9 protein-coding genes are annotated in these 16,214 nt (G+C 40.0%); 7 read left to right on the top strand and 2 right to left on the bottom strand.

Annotated features, from left to right (window positions below):
- Positions 1 to 4: 4 nt before the first annotated feature.
- Together mgtE and rsmA are read right to left on the bottom strand one after the other, a co-directional pair.
- On the bottom strand, positions 5 to 1,363 hold the full coding sequence (gene mgtE / locus GM418_RS15845; RefSeq protein ID WP_158868019.1) for a magnesium transporter: 1,359 nt from the start codon (positions 1,361 to 1,363) through the stop codon (positions 5 to 7).
- Entirely contained in the window at positions 1,353 to 2,138 is a 786-nt protein-coding gene (rsmA, locus tag GM418_RS15840; RefSeq protein WP_158868017.1) for a 16S rRNA (adenine(1518)-N(6)/adenine(1519)-N(6))-dimethyltransferase RsmA, read from the bottom strand. The genes mgtE and rsmA overlap by 11 nt, the downstream gene beginning before the upstream one ends.
- Positions 2,139 to 2,318: 180 nt before the next feature.
- Here rsmA and GM418_RS15835 point away from each other — a divergent pair, with 180 nt between their 5' ends.
- The 7 genes from GM418_RS15835 (at position 2,319) to GM418_RS15805 (ending at position 16,208) form a co-directional block, all read left to right on the top strand.
- Complete coding sequence (locus GM418_RS15835; protein WP_158868015.1) at positions 2,319 to 3,323, top strand: lysylphosphatidylglycerol synthase transmembrane domain-containing protein; 1,005 nt, start codon at positions 2,319 to 2,321, stop codon at positions 3,321 to 3,323.
- Between the two features lie 40 nt (positions 3,324 to 3,363).
- Entirely contained in the window at positions 3,364 to 4,617 is a 1,254-nt protein-coding gene (locus GM418_RS15830) for an ABC transporter permease (RefSeq protein WP_158868013.1), read from the top strand.
- A 373-nt stretch (positions 4,618 to 4,990) separates the two neighbouring features.
- Positions 4,991 to 8,203, top strand: coding sequence for a SusC/RagA family TonB-linked outer membrane protein (locus tag GM418_RS15825; RefSeq protein ID WP_158868011.1), 3,213 nt, complete (start codon positions 4,991 to 4,993; stop codon positions 8,201 to 8,203).
- Positions 8,204 to 8,217: 14 nt separating this feature from the next.
- Complete coding sequence (locus tag GM418_RS15820; RefSeq protein ID WP_158868009.1) at positions 8,218 to 9,810, top strand: RagB/SusD family nutrient uptake outer membrane protein; 1,593 nt, start codon at positions 8,218 to 8,220, stop codon at positions 9,808 to 9,810.
- Between the two features lie 17 nt (positions 9,811 to 9,827).
- Positions 9,828 to 11,666, top strand: coding sequence for a hypothetical protein (locus tag GM418_RS15815; RefSeq protein WP_158868007.1), 1,839 nt, complete (start codon positions 9,828 to 9,830; stop codon positions 11,664 to 11,666).
- A gap of 142 nt (positions 11,667 to 11,808) precedes the next feature.
- Positions 11,809 to 13,287 carry a cellulase family glycosylhydrolase gene (locus GM418_RS15810; RefSeq protein WP_158868005.1) on the top strand — a complete coding sequence of 493 codons (1,479 nt, stop codon included), beginning with the start codon at positions 11,809 to 11,811 and terminating at the stop codon, positions 13,285 to 13,287.
- Between the two features lie 80 nt (positions 13,288 to 13,367).
- Positions 13,368 to 16,208, top strand: coding sequence for a TIM-barrel domain-containing protein (locus GM418_RS15805; protein WP_158868003.1), 2,841 nt, complete (start codon positions 13,368 to 13,370; stop codon positions 16,206 to 16,208).
- Positions 16,209 to 16,214 lie beyond the last annotated feature (6 nt).

Raw genomic sequence — 16,214 nt, 5'->3', positions numbered from 1 at the left:
GTTCTTATAAAAATTCAAAAAACATCTTTCCAATCATCAGATAAATAAGCAAGCCGCAAATGTCGTTCATTGTAGTTATAAAAGGTCCTGTTGCAAGTGCTGGATCTATTTTTAAACGATGCAATATTAATGGAATTGTGGTTCCAAAAAATGACGCGAATATAATTACAATAAACAAAGAAATAGACACAGAAAAAGTAAGATCCATATTCCCCTGTGTAAAATAATTGTAGATAAAAATAAGTATCGCAAAAATAGAAGCGGTTAATAAGGCCACTGAAATTTCCTTTATTAATTTTTTAGACGTCGATTCAATATCTTTCACGCCGCTGGCAATGCTTTGCACCACAATCGAGGACGACTGTACTCCCACATTTCCCGCCATTGCAGCAATTAAGGGTATAAAAAACGCCAGTTCGGTGACTTTACTCAATGCATCTTCATGGCTTCCCAAAACAAGTGCTCCCATAATCCCGCCAAGCAGCCCGATTAACAACCAGGGGAAACGTGCCCGTAGTAGCTCCCAAACCTTATCGCCCGGTTCAACATCGCCGGTAATACCCGATACCATTTGGTAATCTTTCTCGGCCTCTTCACGCACAAAATCAATGACATCGTCAAAGGTAATCCTACCTTTCAACCGACCAATTTCGTCAACCACAGGAATCGCAACCAAGTCGTATTTATCCATAATTTCCGCTACTTCTTCCTGCCGGGTACTGGTATCAACCATTTTTACATCCGGGTTATAGATATTCGAAATTTTTGTATTTGTATTGTTCAGAATGAGTTTTTTGAGTGAAAGAACACCCTTCAGTTTTTCGGCATCGTCGACCACATAAATATAGTAGATTTCATCTACCTCCTCGGCCTGCCGGCTAATTTCTTTTAAACAGGTGGCAACGGTCCAGTTTGTATTTACCACCACCAGTTCTTTTGCCATAATTCCCCCGGCAGAGTCTTCTTCATATTCCAAAAGGTCAACAATATCGCCGGCCTGCTCAATATCCTCAATCTCGTTTAAAACCTCTTTTTTTACATCGTCATCCAAAGCTGCAACAACATCCGCCGCATCATCAGAGTCCATGTATTCGATAAACTTACTGGCAATAAACTCGGGTGGCAATACCTTCAGGAATCTTCGCCGGTCGTTTTCGGGAATTTCAACCAAAACATCAGAAGCCTTTTCTCCGTCAAGAAGCAAGTAGATGTATTTGGCTTCGTCCATGCTCAAATCATCCATTACCTCTGCAATGTCAGCGGGGTGGAGTTCCTCCATCAACTGCTGCAATTCGTTCTTGTTGTCGTTTTCAACAAGTTCTTTGATGTGATCGATATATTCTCTTGAAATTTCAAATTGCATGTCCTGTCTTTTTGATTTGATTTTCAATTCCGCAAGTTAATTCAATGTAGTCATCAACAGAGAGCTGCTCAGGTCTTTTTTCAGCATATTCGGCGGGAAGATCAATACAAATTTCCTTCAGAGAGTTCCGAAGCATCTTTCGCCGCTGGTTGAAAGCCGCTTTTACTACTTTAAAAAAAAGCGTTTCATCACACGGCAAATCGGTCCGGTCGTTGCGCACTAAACGGATTACCGCCGATTTTACTTTTGGAGGGGGAGTAAAAACCTGTTCGGAAACCGTAAAAAGATATTCTATCTGATAAAAAGTTTGAAGCAACACACTCAAGATTCCATAGGTCTTATTTCCGTGGCCGGCGTTAATTCTTTCGGCTACCTCTTTCTGAATCATTCCGACAACCTCGGGGATCCGGTTTCTGAATTCAAGAACCCGGAAAAATATTTGAGAAGAAATGTTGTAGGGAAAGTTCCCTATGATATTGAACTTTCCTTCGAAAAGATCGGGAAAATTAAATTTCAAAAAATCTTCAGAATAAATATGATTTTCCAGCGCCGGAAAATTTTGATATAAATACTCAACCGATTCCTTGTCTATTTCTATAACATGAACATTAAGTTCGGGACGTTCAAGCAAAAACTGTGTCAGCACTCCCATCCCGGGTCCTACTTCTAACACATTGGGTTCGGTAGTTCCCAGACTGTCAACAATTTTACGTGCAATATTCTGATCTTTCAAAAAATGCTGACCAAGTTTTTTTTTGGGTCTTACAATATTCATTACTCCCCGCCTCGTCCATTTCTGTTATAACCTTATATTCTTTTTATCGAAATTAATAAAACAAATTTATATTTTTGTTCGCTACGAATAGTTGCAGCCATTTAAATTTCGCATCCCGAAAGTAATAAAAATTTAGGGATTATTATTTTGAAACCGGTTTGCACCCAAAAAAACTACAGATTGAAAAAAATTGTACTTAACGTATTAAAGTTTCTGGCCTTTTTTGCTGTTGGCGCATTTATTTTCTGGCTTATTTATAAAGATCAAGATATTGAACGAATTAAATCGGTACTAAAAAACGATGTAAATTATGTTTGGGTTATTGTTTCTCTTTTCATTGGATTGCTTAGTCATATAAGCCGTACTTTACGATGGGGATTGATGATTGAGCCCATTGGGCATAAACCAAGGTTTGTAAATACTTTTCTGGCAGTTATGGTAGGATATCTGATGAACATGGCGATACCCCGAATGGGAGAAATATCGAGATGTGGAGTGTTATCACGTTATGAAAAACTTTCGTTTACAAAACTGATAGGGACTGTCGTTGCGGAAAGAGCGGTTGACATGGTTTCTCTTTTGGTACTGCTGGCAATTGTCATTTTTTCGCAATTTGGCGAAATGTTGAGCTTTCTTCATAACAATCCAGGCATTGAAGAAAAGCTTGGTTCAATTATTACATCTCCATATTTAATTGGTGGATTGGTCGTTTTGATTGTTCTTATGTATATTTTCAGAAAAGCATTTAAACACACGGTGGTTTTCACTAAACTTGTAGAAATCATCAATAATTTTAAAGAAGGATTTATTTCTATTGGTTCAATAAAAAGAAAAGGCTGGTTCTTTTTTCATTCGTTTTTTATTTGGGCCATGTATTATTTAATGTTGTATGTGGTTTTTTTCGCGTTCGATTTTACAAGCGATTTAAATCCGATTGCCGGCTTAACCACTTTTGTTCTGGCGAGTTTTGGGATGGTGGCTCCGGTACAGGGTGGAATAGGAGCATGGCACTTTATGGCCAAGGAAGCACTTTCGCTTTATGGTATTGCCAACGAAAACGGAATTATTTTTGCGTTTGTGGCCCACTCTTCAATGACACTGATGATTATTATCATTGGTATAATTTCGTTGCTTGTTTTACCGTTTATAAACAGAAGAAACGATGTGGAGCCGGCAGGTGCCTGATTTCTGACTTCAGAATTTCCAAAATTTAAAACTTTTTCGGATGAACACCGAACTATTTATCGCTCGCAAATTATTTTTCGACAAAAGCAATAAAAAATATTTGTCGCACAAAATAATACGGATTGCCTTATTTGGCATTGCACTCGGGCTGGCGGTAATGATAATTTCGGTGGCGGTGGTTACCGGGTTCAAAAACGAAATCAGAAGTAAAATAGTTGGTTTTGGTTCGCATATTCAAATCATTAATTTCGATTCCAACAATTCATATGAAACAAAACCAATTTCAAAAAACCAGGCTTTTGTCCCCGAAATAAAAAAAATAAAAGGAATCAACCGTGTAGATGTTTATGCTACAAAACCCGGAATGATAAAAACCGACGAATATTTGCAGGGTATTGTTTTTAAGGGTGTTGACAAAGATTACAACTGGGACTTTTTCAGAAAAAACCTGATTGAAGGCCGCATTCCTGCCTTGAACGATTCGGCGAGGGTAAATGAAATTATTTTGTCGGAGCAGGTTTTACAGCTGCTGCACTTAAAGTTAAACGACGATGTATTTATTTATTTTTTAAACGAAGATGAAAACCTCCCCAGAATCTTACAACTTAAGGTTTGCGGGATTTATCGCACTGGTCTGGAAGAATTTGACAATGTTTTTATTCTTGGCGATTTAAAACACATTCAACGTTTAAATGACTGGCAGAACGACCAGATAAGTGGCTTTGAAATTACAGTTGACAATTTTTTCAGTACCGAAGAAATTGAACAGCGGGTAAGAAACCAGGTAATCAGCTACAGCGAAGAAAATTCAACGATTTTGCGCACACTCAACATTACGCGCGAATATCCGCAAATATTTGATTGGCTTTCGGTTATTGATATGAATGTATGGGTGATTCTAATTCTGTTGAGCGTAGTTGCCGGTTTTAATATGATATCAGGGTTACTGGTTTTAATCCTCGAGCGAATAAATATGATTGGCATTTTGAAAGCACTCGGAAGCCCGAACTGGTCGGTCCGAAAGGTTTTTTTATACCTCTCTTTCTTTCTAACCGGCAGTGGCATGCTTTGGGGAAATATAATCGCGATTGCAATTATTATCATTCAAAAAGTTTTTCATGTGGTAAAACTGGATCCTGCAATGTATTATGTTGATGTAGCGCCAGTTAATTTCTCCATTCTCCATATTCTTATTTTAAACCTGGCAAGTATCACCATTACGATAGTAATGCTCATAATACCGAGTTTCCTTATCAGCAAAATTTCACCTGAGAAAGCAATCCGATTTGATTAAATGTAAAAACAGATCTGTCATTATCCGATTCAAAATTAGTAGCCGGGAAGAAAACCTCCACATGGAAAAATTGAAAAAAGGGAGAACCAACATTTTATCTTCAAAGCCTGAACAAATCACCTTTCCGTCAATAAAATAAGAACAAAAAATAAAAAAACGTATTAAAAACGTTAACAAACTGAGCGGTGCTTTTTTACATTTTATACACCCGCATTAACACTTCATACACCAAGCAAAAACATTTTCTCACATGTCTTCATCCCCATGTCTATACTTTTAAAATTGATTTATTATGAATTTCCGGAAACGGAATTTTCATCGCAGCTAAATTGTAAGAATTGAGAGAATTAATAATCTAATTAAACTTTTACGTATGAAAAAAAATTGCAGTGACAGGAGTTTCTCCATAAACTCCTCTGCAAAATCATCAAATATACGAATCAAAGGTATATTGTTGATTTTGACAGTATTTCTCACACAAATCGTAATTGCCCAGCCAACAAAAGAGGTTTCCGGAGTGGTTACCGAAGCGGCTACAGGTTCTCCCATTCCGGGAGTATCAGTAATTGTAAAGGGGACAACACGGGGGTCTGCTACCGATTTGGACGGCAAATTCACCCTTGATGTAATGGAAGACGACATCCTGGTCATTTCGTTTATCGGCTTTAAATCTCAGGAAATTCCGGTTGCGGGAAAAACAACAATCGATGTACCGCTGGAACAGGAGGTAGAACTTTTTGATGAAGTTGTTGTAGTTGGTTATGGTGTTCAAAAGAAAAAACTAGTTACCGGCGCAACCATTCAGGTTGATGGCGACAAACTCCGGAAAAGAAATACAACCAGTGCCTTACAAGCTTTGCAGGGGCAAACCCCGGGCGTACAAATTTCTTCAACATCAGGTCAGCCCGGCGAAGGCTTAAAGGTTGTTGTTCGCGGTTTGGGAACCATCGGTAATTCGGGGCCGCTTTATGTGGTTGACGGGGTGCAAACCGGCGACATCTCATACCTGAACAATGCAGATATTGAGAGCATTGATGTTTTAAAAGATGCTGCATCGGCAGCTATTTATGGTTCGCAGGCAGCAAATGGCGTTGTTCTGATTACTACAAAATCCGGGGCAAAAGGAAAAGCACAAATTTCGTTTGATGCCTACTACGGATACCAAAACGCAGCCAGAAAAGTTGATTTGCTAAACAGCAGGGAATATGCTGTGATTATGAACGAAACCGCTATAAACTCAGGGAAACTGCCTTATTTCTCTGCGTCAGAAGTTGCAGCCATGGGAGAAGGAACCGATTGGATGGATGAGATGTTATATGACAATGCTGTTACCCAAAACTATAATTTAGGAATTAACGGTGGAAATGATGCCTCCACCTACTCTATGTCTCTTTCCTACACAGGACAGGAAGGAATTGTCGGCGGACCTTCCGTTTCAAATTATGACCGTTACAACTTCAGAATAAATACAGAACATAAACTTTACGATGGTTTTTTAAAAATAGGTCAGCATTTAACCTTTGGCCATACTGAAAAAAAAGGCATTAGTGTAGGAGATCAGTACAATAATACACTACGCAGTGCTTTTAATACTAGTCCGTTTCTGCCGATGTATGACGATGAAGGCAATTACCTGAACAATACTGCAGGAGCCGGAGTTATGCACAACGGAGAAGAATGGGTACCATGGGCTCCGGGTGAAAATAACCCTTATGCGTCGATGGTGTTAAATAACCAAAGTAAAAACAACAATCAAAAAATATTTGGTGACATTTACCTGGAAATTAACCCAATTACAAATTTAACCTACAAAACAACATTTGGGGTTGATTTTTACACAAGTGAAGGACGCTCGTACAAGCCGGCATATGAATTATCCATTTACGCTTTTCGCCTGCATGATGAAGCAAGCCAGAATTTGAGTAAAGGGCTGGCGTTAACCTGGGATAATATTTTAACATACAATTATAAGCTAAACGACCACTCCCTTACTGCAATGGCCGGAACTTCGGCCTACCGCAACAGAGGCTCATCGGTGTATGTTACGAATTCCGACCTTATACTTTCCGATTTGGAACATGCGTATATTGATAATACAACAAATACCGATCTTACCTTACTTTCATATGGCGGTTCACCTTTTGATGAATCAATGTTACTCTCCTATTTTGGAAGATTAAGCTATAACTTTCAGGAAAAATATTTATTAAATGCCACTTTCCGGCGTGATGGATCATCAAGATTTGACAAAGAACACCGCTGGGGAAATTTCCCTTCGGTATCTGCGGGGTGGGTCGTTACAAATGAATCATTCATGGGGACTACTCAAAACTGGATGGACTTCCTGAAAATCAGGGCAAGCTGGGGACAGGTAGGAAACCAAAACATCAGTGCATGGCAATATTTGGCTCCTATAATTGTAGGAGAAGGATACCGGGACGGTGATAACAATGTGGTTAACGGCAGCAACTATTATTTTGGCTCAGCAGACTTTGATGCTTCAGGAAACTCAACAGGAGCATATCCAAGCAGATTAGCCAACGAGAATCTGGTTTGGGAAACTTCAGAACAAACCAACATTGGTTTTGATGCCCGATTTATTGATACAAAGCTCGGAATTAATTTCGACTGGTATAACAAAAGGACAAAAGACTGGTTGCTCGAAGCTCCTATTTTAGCAACAGCCGGTGCCGAAGCCCCCTTTATTAACGGTGGCAACGTAAAAAATTCAGGCATCGAACTGGCATTAAACTGGAACGACAACATCGGTAAATTCAATTATTTTATTTCAGGTAATATCTCAAAAAACAAAAATGAAGTAACCGAAGTTCCTACAGATGACGGAATTGTGCACGGATTGACAAATATGCTTTATGACAATGCGCTCGAATTTTATCACCGTGCGGAAACGGGTTACCCGATTGGTTATTTCTGGGGCTGGAAAACCGATGGTATTTTTCAAAATGAAGCAGAGGTTAATGCATATACCGGAGCAGACGGAGAGTTAATTCAGCCGTCAGCCCGACCCGGAGATTTAAGATACATAGATATTGATAACAACGGAGTTATTAATGAAGATGACAAAACCATGATTGGAGATCCCAACCCTGATTACACTTTTGGATTTACTTTTGGATTTGACTATAAAGGGCTCGACTTTTCCCTTTCAGCCAACGGTGTAGCAGGAAATCAACTGGTGCAGTCGTACCGCAACCAGGCGAACGCATTTGCCAATTACACAACTGAAATTCTCGACAGGTGGCATGGAGAAGGAACCTCAACAACAATTCCAAGAGTTACCGAAACCAATGTTAACTATCTGTTCTCCGATATTTTTATTAAAGACGGAGATTTCCTGAGAATAAGCAACATCACACTTGGCTACGATTTCTCAAAACTGATAAGATACAATTACCTGAGCCAATTCAGATTGTATGCTTCGGTGCAAAACGCCTTCACTTTTACTAAATACAACGGGATGGATCCTGAAATTGGTTATGGTGTTGAAAATGGTTCTTCGGGAGTTGATTTAGGTTATTATCCTCGACCGAGAACAATTTTGCTTGGTGTTAATATTAAATTCTAAAAACAGAAAGAACAATGAAAAAGATTAAATTATTTATACTCGCACTCGGTATTATTGCACTGAGCTCATGTTCTGAAAGTTTCCTCGACAGCGAACCCTTAACATCATTAACTACAGGAAACTTTTACGAAACAACAGAAGACGCTGAACTTGCAATCGTAGGTTGCTACGATGGTTTGCAGATTTTATACTCCAGTGGTATTGCATTCCCGATTATTTCAGAAGTACTGTCGGACAACTGCTACGGTGCCACTGGTAATACTGATGGCTACGGATATCAGGTCATCGATGAATTTGATATTTCAAAATCGCCTGGTGATGTAGATTTACTAAACGAAAATTGGAAAGTATATTACAGAGCCATTTACCGTTGTAACTTGCTTCTTCAGAACATGGACCAAATTGATTGGCAAGGAGACACGGACGGCAGAAACTCGATTGAAGCCCAGGCTCGTTTTATTCGTGCTTACACTTATTTCGACATGGTTCGGTTATGGGAAAATGTTCCGCTATTGACAGAACCTTCAAGTGAAAACATTCCGCAATCTTCACCAGCTGAAACATATAAAGTAATTACTGAAGACCTACTTTTTGCCGCACAAAATGGGACAGAGACCGTAGAACCGGGCAGGGTTAACAAATGGGCTGCAAAAGCCTTACTTGCACGCGTTTACCTGTTTTACACCGGATACTATGGTACTTCCGATTTGGTTGGTCTGGTTTCTCAATCTGATGTTTTACAGGGATTGGAAGACATTATTTCTACCGGAAACTACAGTTTAATTGAAGAATTCAAAAACCTTTGGCCTGCAGCCTCAACCTATATTAACGAAGCCGGCACCGCGCTGGAGACTACATATGCAGGAAAAGACAATCAGGAAACTGTTTTCGCCATCAAATATAACATCACGTCTGATTATGACGGCAATACAGATGGCAACCACTGGTTAGTGATGTTTGGCTTACGTTCTCAGGCGTTCTCACCTTACGGGAGAGGCTGGGGGGCCTGTACTGTCTTACCAAAACTTTATAACGCCTACGAAGATACTGATTTACGTAAAGAAGCTTCGGTAATTGCAATCGAAGAAGAGGGGCTGGATTTTGACAATTCCGACCAGCGCGAATATACAGGGTATTCCGTAAAAAAATATACACCGCTGTCCAATCCCGATGGCAAAGACCTTGCTGAAGCCAACGGATCAGGTAGTTTTATGATCGGACAATTTCAGGATTATGTTGTTCTCCGTTATGCCGATGTACTTTTAATGGCCGCAGAACTTGGCAGTACAAATGCCCAGCAATATTTTGACACTGTTCGTTCAAGGGCCGGACTGGAAAATAAATCCGTTTCAAAAGATAACATTATTAAAGAACGCCGTTTTGAATTTGCTTTTGAAGGAATACGATACTGGGATTTACTTCGTCATGGTGTTGAAACTGCTGCAAATACAATTGCAATTTCGGATGTCGTTTACAATGGAGGAGTTGAATCGACAAAAACCATCAATAAAGATAAAATTATTGCTACCGGCGGATTCCAGATGATTCCGCAAACGCAGGTGAGTTTATCCGATGGTGTTTTAATTCAAAATAATGGCTGGAATTAATCTTTAAAGTTTTAAAAATGAATACAAAGAAATATAAAATATATGCAGCTCTTCTGGGAGTTTTCCTGGCACTTGCAGCTTGCCAGCCGGAAGAATTTGCCATAGGCGAAATACTGTCGACAGATAATCTGGAATACAGTATTACCCAAAACGCAGACGACCCGAATATGATTTTTCTCGAAAGTATAACACCAGGTGTTACTCCTCTTTGGCAAACTCCAATGGGGCGTTCCACACGAGTTAAAGATACAGTAAAAATACCTTTTGCCGGAGATTACGCATTTATTTATGGTGTTGAAAGTGCGGGAGGTTACGTGCAGTCTGATACATTTAATCTTACGCTTACAACCAATAACTTAATGTATGTTAACGACCCGCTTTGGACATTGCTTTCCGGTGGTGTTGGAAATTCAAAAACCTGGTTACTCGATATAGATGCAGAGGGCGTTTCAAAATACTGGAAAGGTCCGTTATATTTTTCAAGTGATACCTGGCGATGGAATAACACATGTGAAGAAGGCAGCGAAGATTGTTGGATTTGGGAAGCAGACTGGCCGGGTAACACATGGGTAGCTGCAGCTAACGACTATGGAACAATGACTTTTAATCTAATTGGTGGAGCAAATGTTCATGTTGAACATATGAATTCGCCAAACAGAGGCGTTGAAAACGGAGTTTATTTTCTGGACGCAGAGGCAAAAACATTAAAAATGACAGATGCTGCGCCATTAATGAACGATTGGGCAGACGGTGCTAACATTGACGACTGGAGCTTTGGCTATGTTATTTCGCTTACTGAAGAGGCTATGCAAATTGGTTACAAAGACAAAGGTAAAGATGAATTTATAATCTTTAACTATATCAGCAAGGAATACGCTGACAATTGGGTACCTGAAGACGTTCCGGATCCGGAACCAACGCTTCCCGACGGATGGATGGACGATATTTCAAAAACCGTAAACACAACCATTACCTGGAAACTTTCAGAAAGCAATCCTTTGGATTGGGCTAAACTGGACGGTTCTTTAATGAACGGCTGGGAAAATCCGGAAGATTACCCTGACTGGTTGGGGACTCCGGATCCTTCTGTTTACGGCGATTTCACAATGACGATGAACTCTGCCGACGAAACCGTAGTATTTATAACGCCGGATGGAACAGAAACATCAGGAACTTATTCATTGGATGAAAAAGGTATCTATTCGTTTGATATAACTGTTCCAACCTTTTCAGTTATCAGCTGGGCTAGTTTTGCAGCAGATGCCAACAATCAGCTTCGCATTCTGAAGATTGAAAAAGATGCGGGAGGCAGTGTTACCGGAATGTGGGTTGGTGCATTAAGTTCAGAAAAACCGGAATATATGGCCTACCATCTGATTCCTTCATCTAACGAAAATGGTGGCTCCTCCGAGCCGGAAGGAACCGAATTGGCGTTTGATAATTCAAAACTTGCTTTTGGTGATATCGAAGGAAATGGCAACTTCAGACTGGAACTGTACAACGATTTTGGCAGCACTAAAGACGATCCTCCTTTGGTAAAAGAAAATATCGTATTTAATAACCGAATTGAAATTACTTTTACCCTGCAGGGAATTACATTTAGCGAAGGAGCTTCTGGCAGCTACAATACTGCACTGTCGTATGCCGACGCCGACTGGGCTCCTCAATATTGGGGGGATGGATCATCAGAAGAAGTAGCTTCGGTGACCGGTGATGGAACCTATACAATTTGGTGCGAACCGGGAGCTGCAAGTGAAGGCGCCGCCGTATTTGTTATTGATATTAAAGAAATGGCAGCCGAAATTGCTGACCTTAGTGCAGTAACAGCAACGATTGACAAAATTACAATGTACTAATGGTATAAACCCAATAAAAAAAACGACAATATTTTAGTTGGTAAATAAGTAAAAAAAGAAATCTGGGTAGATATAATTTATCCACTCAGATTTCATCAATTTCAATTTTTAAATCCAGAATCCGTTTTCAGCTTCACTTAAAATGAAAAAAAATTTAACAATCATCGTTCTCCTTCTTTTGTTCTTTGTGTTTGGGTGTGACAAAAAAAAGGACGAAATTATTCCTCCTGAAAAATTTGTTGCTGAGCTTTCTGTTGCTCCGCTTACGTTTGATTTTACAAAAGAAGGCGGCACAAAAACCTTTTCAATAGCATCAAATACGACCTGGAATATTAATTCTTCTTCAACGTGGTGCCGCCCCTCTATTCAAACCACTAAAGGAAATGCATCAGTTACCATTACTGCCGATGCGAACGAACTGGAAGAGGAAAGAAATACCGCTTTTACAATAACTGCTTTAAACGTTGACGATATCACAATTTCAATTTCACAGGAGGCCGGTGAGCCGGAAATACACCTGCCTGAATATATTGAACCTGATAATACGGGGATGGAAAGTGATGCAAAAACCATTGCATCTGAAATCCATCTGGGCTGGAACTTAGGAAATACGCTCGAAGCGATTGGAGGGGAAACAGTCTGGGGAAATCCACAGGCAAGCGCCGAATTAATTTTAGCTGTAAAAGCAGCCGGTTTTAATGCCGTCCGCATCCCGTGTTCGTGGGATCAATACCTGGAAGATCAAACAACATATAAAATACAGGAATCCTGGCTTACACGTGTGAAAGAAGTAGTGGACTACTGTATTGAAAACGATATGTTCGCCATTTTAAATATTCACTGGGATGGTGGCTGGATGGAAAATAACTGCATACCTGAAAAACAAAATGAGGTAAACCAAAAGCTGGAAACAATCTGGAAACAAATTGCCATCTATTTTCGGGATTATGACGAACATTTGCTTTTTGCCGGAGCTAATGAACCGAATGCAGAAAATCAGGCGCAAGTAGATGTACTTGCTGCATATATGCAAACCTTTGTTGATATAGTCCGCGCTACAGGTGGAAAAAATGCCTACCGCAATCTTGTTGTTCAGGCTCCCTTTACTGACATTGACAGAGCCGACACATATATGACAGTTCCATCGGATAATACAGACAACAGACTACTCGCAGAAGTACATTATTATACTCCCTGGCAGTTTTGCGGGCTAACCGAAGATGCCAGCTGGGGCGACGTTTACTATTTCTGGGGAGCCCCTTACCACCTTGAAGGTGCTGAAGGCCGTTATCCCGACTGGAATTGTGAAGAAGACTATTTAGTGGCGCAGTTCCAAAAGATGAAAACTAAATTCGTAGATAACGGAATACCAGTCATTTTGGGAGAGTTTGGAGCAATACACCGCACATTCCCCGACAACCAGCTTTGGCAGGAAAAACACGATGAGTCACTGGCCTATTTTTATAAAAATGTAGTGGAAAAAGCAAAAAATAATGGATTGGTTCCTTTTTTCTGGGACAACGGCGGCGGTATTTTCAACAGAGAAACAAATCTAATAAGTGATCAACAATCATACACCGGCTTGATGGAGGGGGCCAGTGCCGGAATCTACCCGTTTTGAAAAACAGAACCATTAAAAATACCAAAAAATAAATAAGAACAGAGAAACATCGTATTTCTCAATCTAATAAAAACGAACCGATGAAGAATATTTTGACAGTTATTCTAATAACATTTATAAGTATTTCGTGCTCAAAAAGAAACTGGGAAGCAGGCAGCAACGGTATAATTTTATATCCTTCTGGTGCAAAAACAAATGCGGCAAAAGCTATCCTTGTTTCACCTGTTGACGAAGAAATCATAAAAGTTTCAGCTTCAGCAACAAAAACATTTAGTACCGAGAAAAGCCTGATTGTTTTACCCGATACAAAACCGGTTGAATTTGAGGTAAAAGAAGAAAAAGATAAACTGATTGTTTCAACTTCAAAAACAAAAATTGAAATTTCAAAAACAACAGGAGAAATACAATTCTCAGACGAGAACGGAAATCTTCTTCTTGAGGAAAAACAAGGCGGAGGGAAAAGCTTAAAAGAAATGGAAGTTGACGGAGTAGAAGGATACATTGTTCAACAGGTTTTTGAATCATCGGAAGATGAAGCCATTTACGGTCTGGGGCAGCACCAGGCCGACGAAATAAACTACAAGGGAAAAAACGAAGAACTGTTTCAGTACAACACGAAAGTATCGGTTCCATTTATCGTTTCAACAAAAAACTACGGACTACTTTGGGATAATTATTCATTTTCACGCTTTGGTGATCCGCGCCCCTACGGTCAAATTGATCAGTTCAAACTGTTTAATGCCAATGGCAACGAAGGGAGCTTAACAGCAACTTATATCGACAACACCAATAACGACCATATTTTTACAACGCGTGATGAATCGACGATAGATTATGAAAACCTGGAAACAATAGAAAAATTTCCGGAAGGATTTCACTTTAACCATGCCAAAATTACCTGGGAAGGAGAACTCCAGCCTGAAGAATCAGGCATTTTCCGTTTTCTTTTGTATTACGCAGGTTATACAAAAATATGGATCGACGGCCAGTTAATGGCAGATAAGTGGCGGACCGCCTGGAATCCTTCGGTAGCAAAATTTCAGTGGGATATGAAAGCCGGGAAAAGATACAAATTGAAACTGGAATGGATTCCGGATGGAGGAGTTTCATATATCGGATTAAAAGCACTTTCACCGGTTCCTGCAAACCAACAGGATGATATCTCCTTCTTTTCTGAAATGGGGGATCAAATCGATTACTATTTTATGAAAGGAAATTCAATCGACGAAGTTATCAGCAAATACAGAAAGCTGACAGGCAAGGCACAGGTGATGCCCAAGTGGGCAATGGGATTCTGGCAAAGTCGCGAAAGATACAAAACCCAGGATGAACTGATCAACACCTTAAAAGAGTTTAGAAAAAGACATATTCCGATAGACAACATTGTGCAGGACTGGTCGTACTGGCCGGTAGATAAATGGGGAAGTCACGAATTTGAAAAAGCTCGTTTTCCCGATCCTGTAGGAATGATTAAAACAATACATGACAACAACGCAAAGATTTTAATTTCGGTATGGCCAAAATTTTATATCGGAACAGAACATTATAACGAATTTGAAAAAAAGGGGTGGATATATAAACAAGCCGTTAAGGACAGCATTCGCGACTGGATTTACCCGGGTTATCCTGGTTCGTTTTATGATGCGTACAACGAAGAAGCCCGTAAACTTTTCTGGGAACAAATCGATGAACATTTATATGAAAAAGGAATTGATGCATGGTGGCTCGATGCAACAGAACCCGATATTTTGTCGAACGCCAGCATAGAATACCGCAAACAGCTAATGAATCCAACGGCGCTCGGCCCATCAACAAAGTACTTTAATGCTTTTGCGTTGATGAATGCCAAAGGAATTTACGAAGGCCAGCGTGAAAAAAATCCAAACGACCGGGTATTTATTTTAACCCGTTCAGGATTTGCCGGCATGCAACGTTACGGAACGACCACCTGGAGTGGAGATATAGGAACTTGTTGGGAAGATTTTAAAGCACAAATCCCGGCAGGTATTAACTTTTCGATGTCGGGGCTTCCCTACTGGACTATGGATATTGGAGGCTTTAGTGTTCAGAAAAAATTTGAACAAGCTACAGAAGGTTCAAAGGAAATGGATGAATGGCGGGAATTAAACACGCGCTGGTACCAGTTTGGCGCTTTTGTTCCTTTATTCAGGGTACACGGACAGTTTCCGTACCGCGAAATTTGGAACCTGGCACCTGAAAGTCACCCGGCTTACAAATCAATGCTGTATTACAACAAGTTGCGCTACCGGCTTATGCCTTACATTTACAGTTTAACAGGTGCTGTTTATCACAACGACTACACTATTATGCGCGGTTTAGCCATGGACTTTCCGTTTGACAAAAGAGTACAAAACATAGGCGATGAGTACATGTTCGGCCCTTCACTTTTGGTTTGCCCGGTATACGAATACAAGGCAAGAAAACGGGATGTATATTTTCCAAATAACGGCGGTTGGTTTAATTTGTATACCGGCGAATATTATGCAGGAGGACAGAAAGTAAACACAGAAGCCCCTTACGAAAGGATGCCCCTGTTTGTGCGCGAGGGTTCAATTATTCCGGTTGGCCCGGAAATTGAATATACAAGTCAGAAAAAAGATGCACCGATTGACATATACGTCTATGCAGGACAAGATGCCTCATTTAATTTATACGAAGATGAAGGAACCAATTACGACTACGAAAAAGGCGAATTCAGCACAATCAGTTTTAATTATTCTGAAAAGGAAAAAGTCCTGACCATTCTTTCACGCGAAGGTAAATTTGACGGTATGATTCCCACGCGAGTCTTCAGAATAAAAGTAATTACCCGTAACAAGCCACTTCCTTTCCTCTCCGAAGACGGAGTAGCTAAAACAGTGACATATGAAGGGAAAGAGATAAAAATACAACTATTGTAATGTTTG

Source organism: Maribellus comscasis (assembly GCF_009762775.1).
Classification (GTDB): Bacteria; Bacteroidota; Bacteroidia; order Bacteroidales; family Prolixibacteraceae; genus Draconibacterium; species Draconibacterium comscasis.
This window is presented reverse-complemented; position numbering and strand designations above follow the sequence as displayed.

What these genes read in the sequence shown, in the direction of transcription:
- GM418_RS15815 (WP_158868007.1), top strand. Translation starts at nt 9,828, where the DNA reads ATGAATACAAAGAAATATAAAATATATGCAGCTCTTCTGGGAGTTTTC.
- mgtE (WP_158868019.1), bottom strand. Translation starts at nt 1,363, where the DNA reads ATGCAATTTGAAATTTCAAGAGAATATATCGATCACATCAAAGAACTT.
- GM418_RS15830 (WP_158868013.1), top strand. Translation starts at nt 3,364, where the DNA reads ATGAACACCGAACTATTTATCGCTCGCAAATTATTTTTCGACAAAAGC.
- GM418_RS15820 (WP_158868009.1), top strand. Translation starts at nt 8,218, where the DNA reads ATGAAAAAGATTAAATTATTTATACTCGCACTCGGTATTATTGCACTG.
- GM418_RS15810 (WP_158868005.1), top strand. Translation starts at nt 11,809, where the DNA reads ATGAAAAAAAATTTAACAATCATCGTTCTCCTTCTTTTGTTCTTTGTG.
- rsmA (WP_158868017.1), bottom strand. Translation starts at nt 2,138, where the DNA reads ATGAATATTGTAAGACCCAAAAAAAAACTTGGTCAGCATTTTTTGAAA.
- GM418_RS15805 (WP_158868003.1), top strand. Translation starts at nt 13,368, where the DNA reads ATGAAGAATATTTTGACAGTTATTCTAATAACATTTATAAGTATTTCG.
- GM418_RS15825 (WP_158868011.1), top strand. Translation starts at nt 4,991, where the DNA reads ATGAAAAAAAATTGCAGTGACAGGAGTTTCTCCATAAACTCCTCTGCA.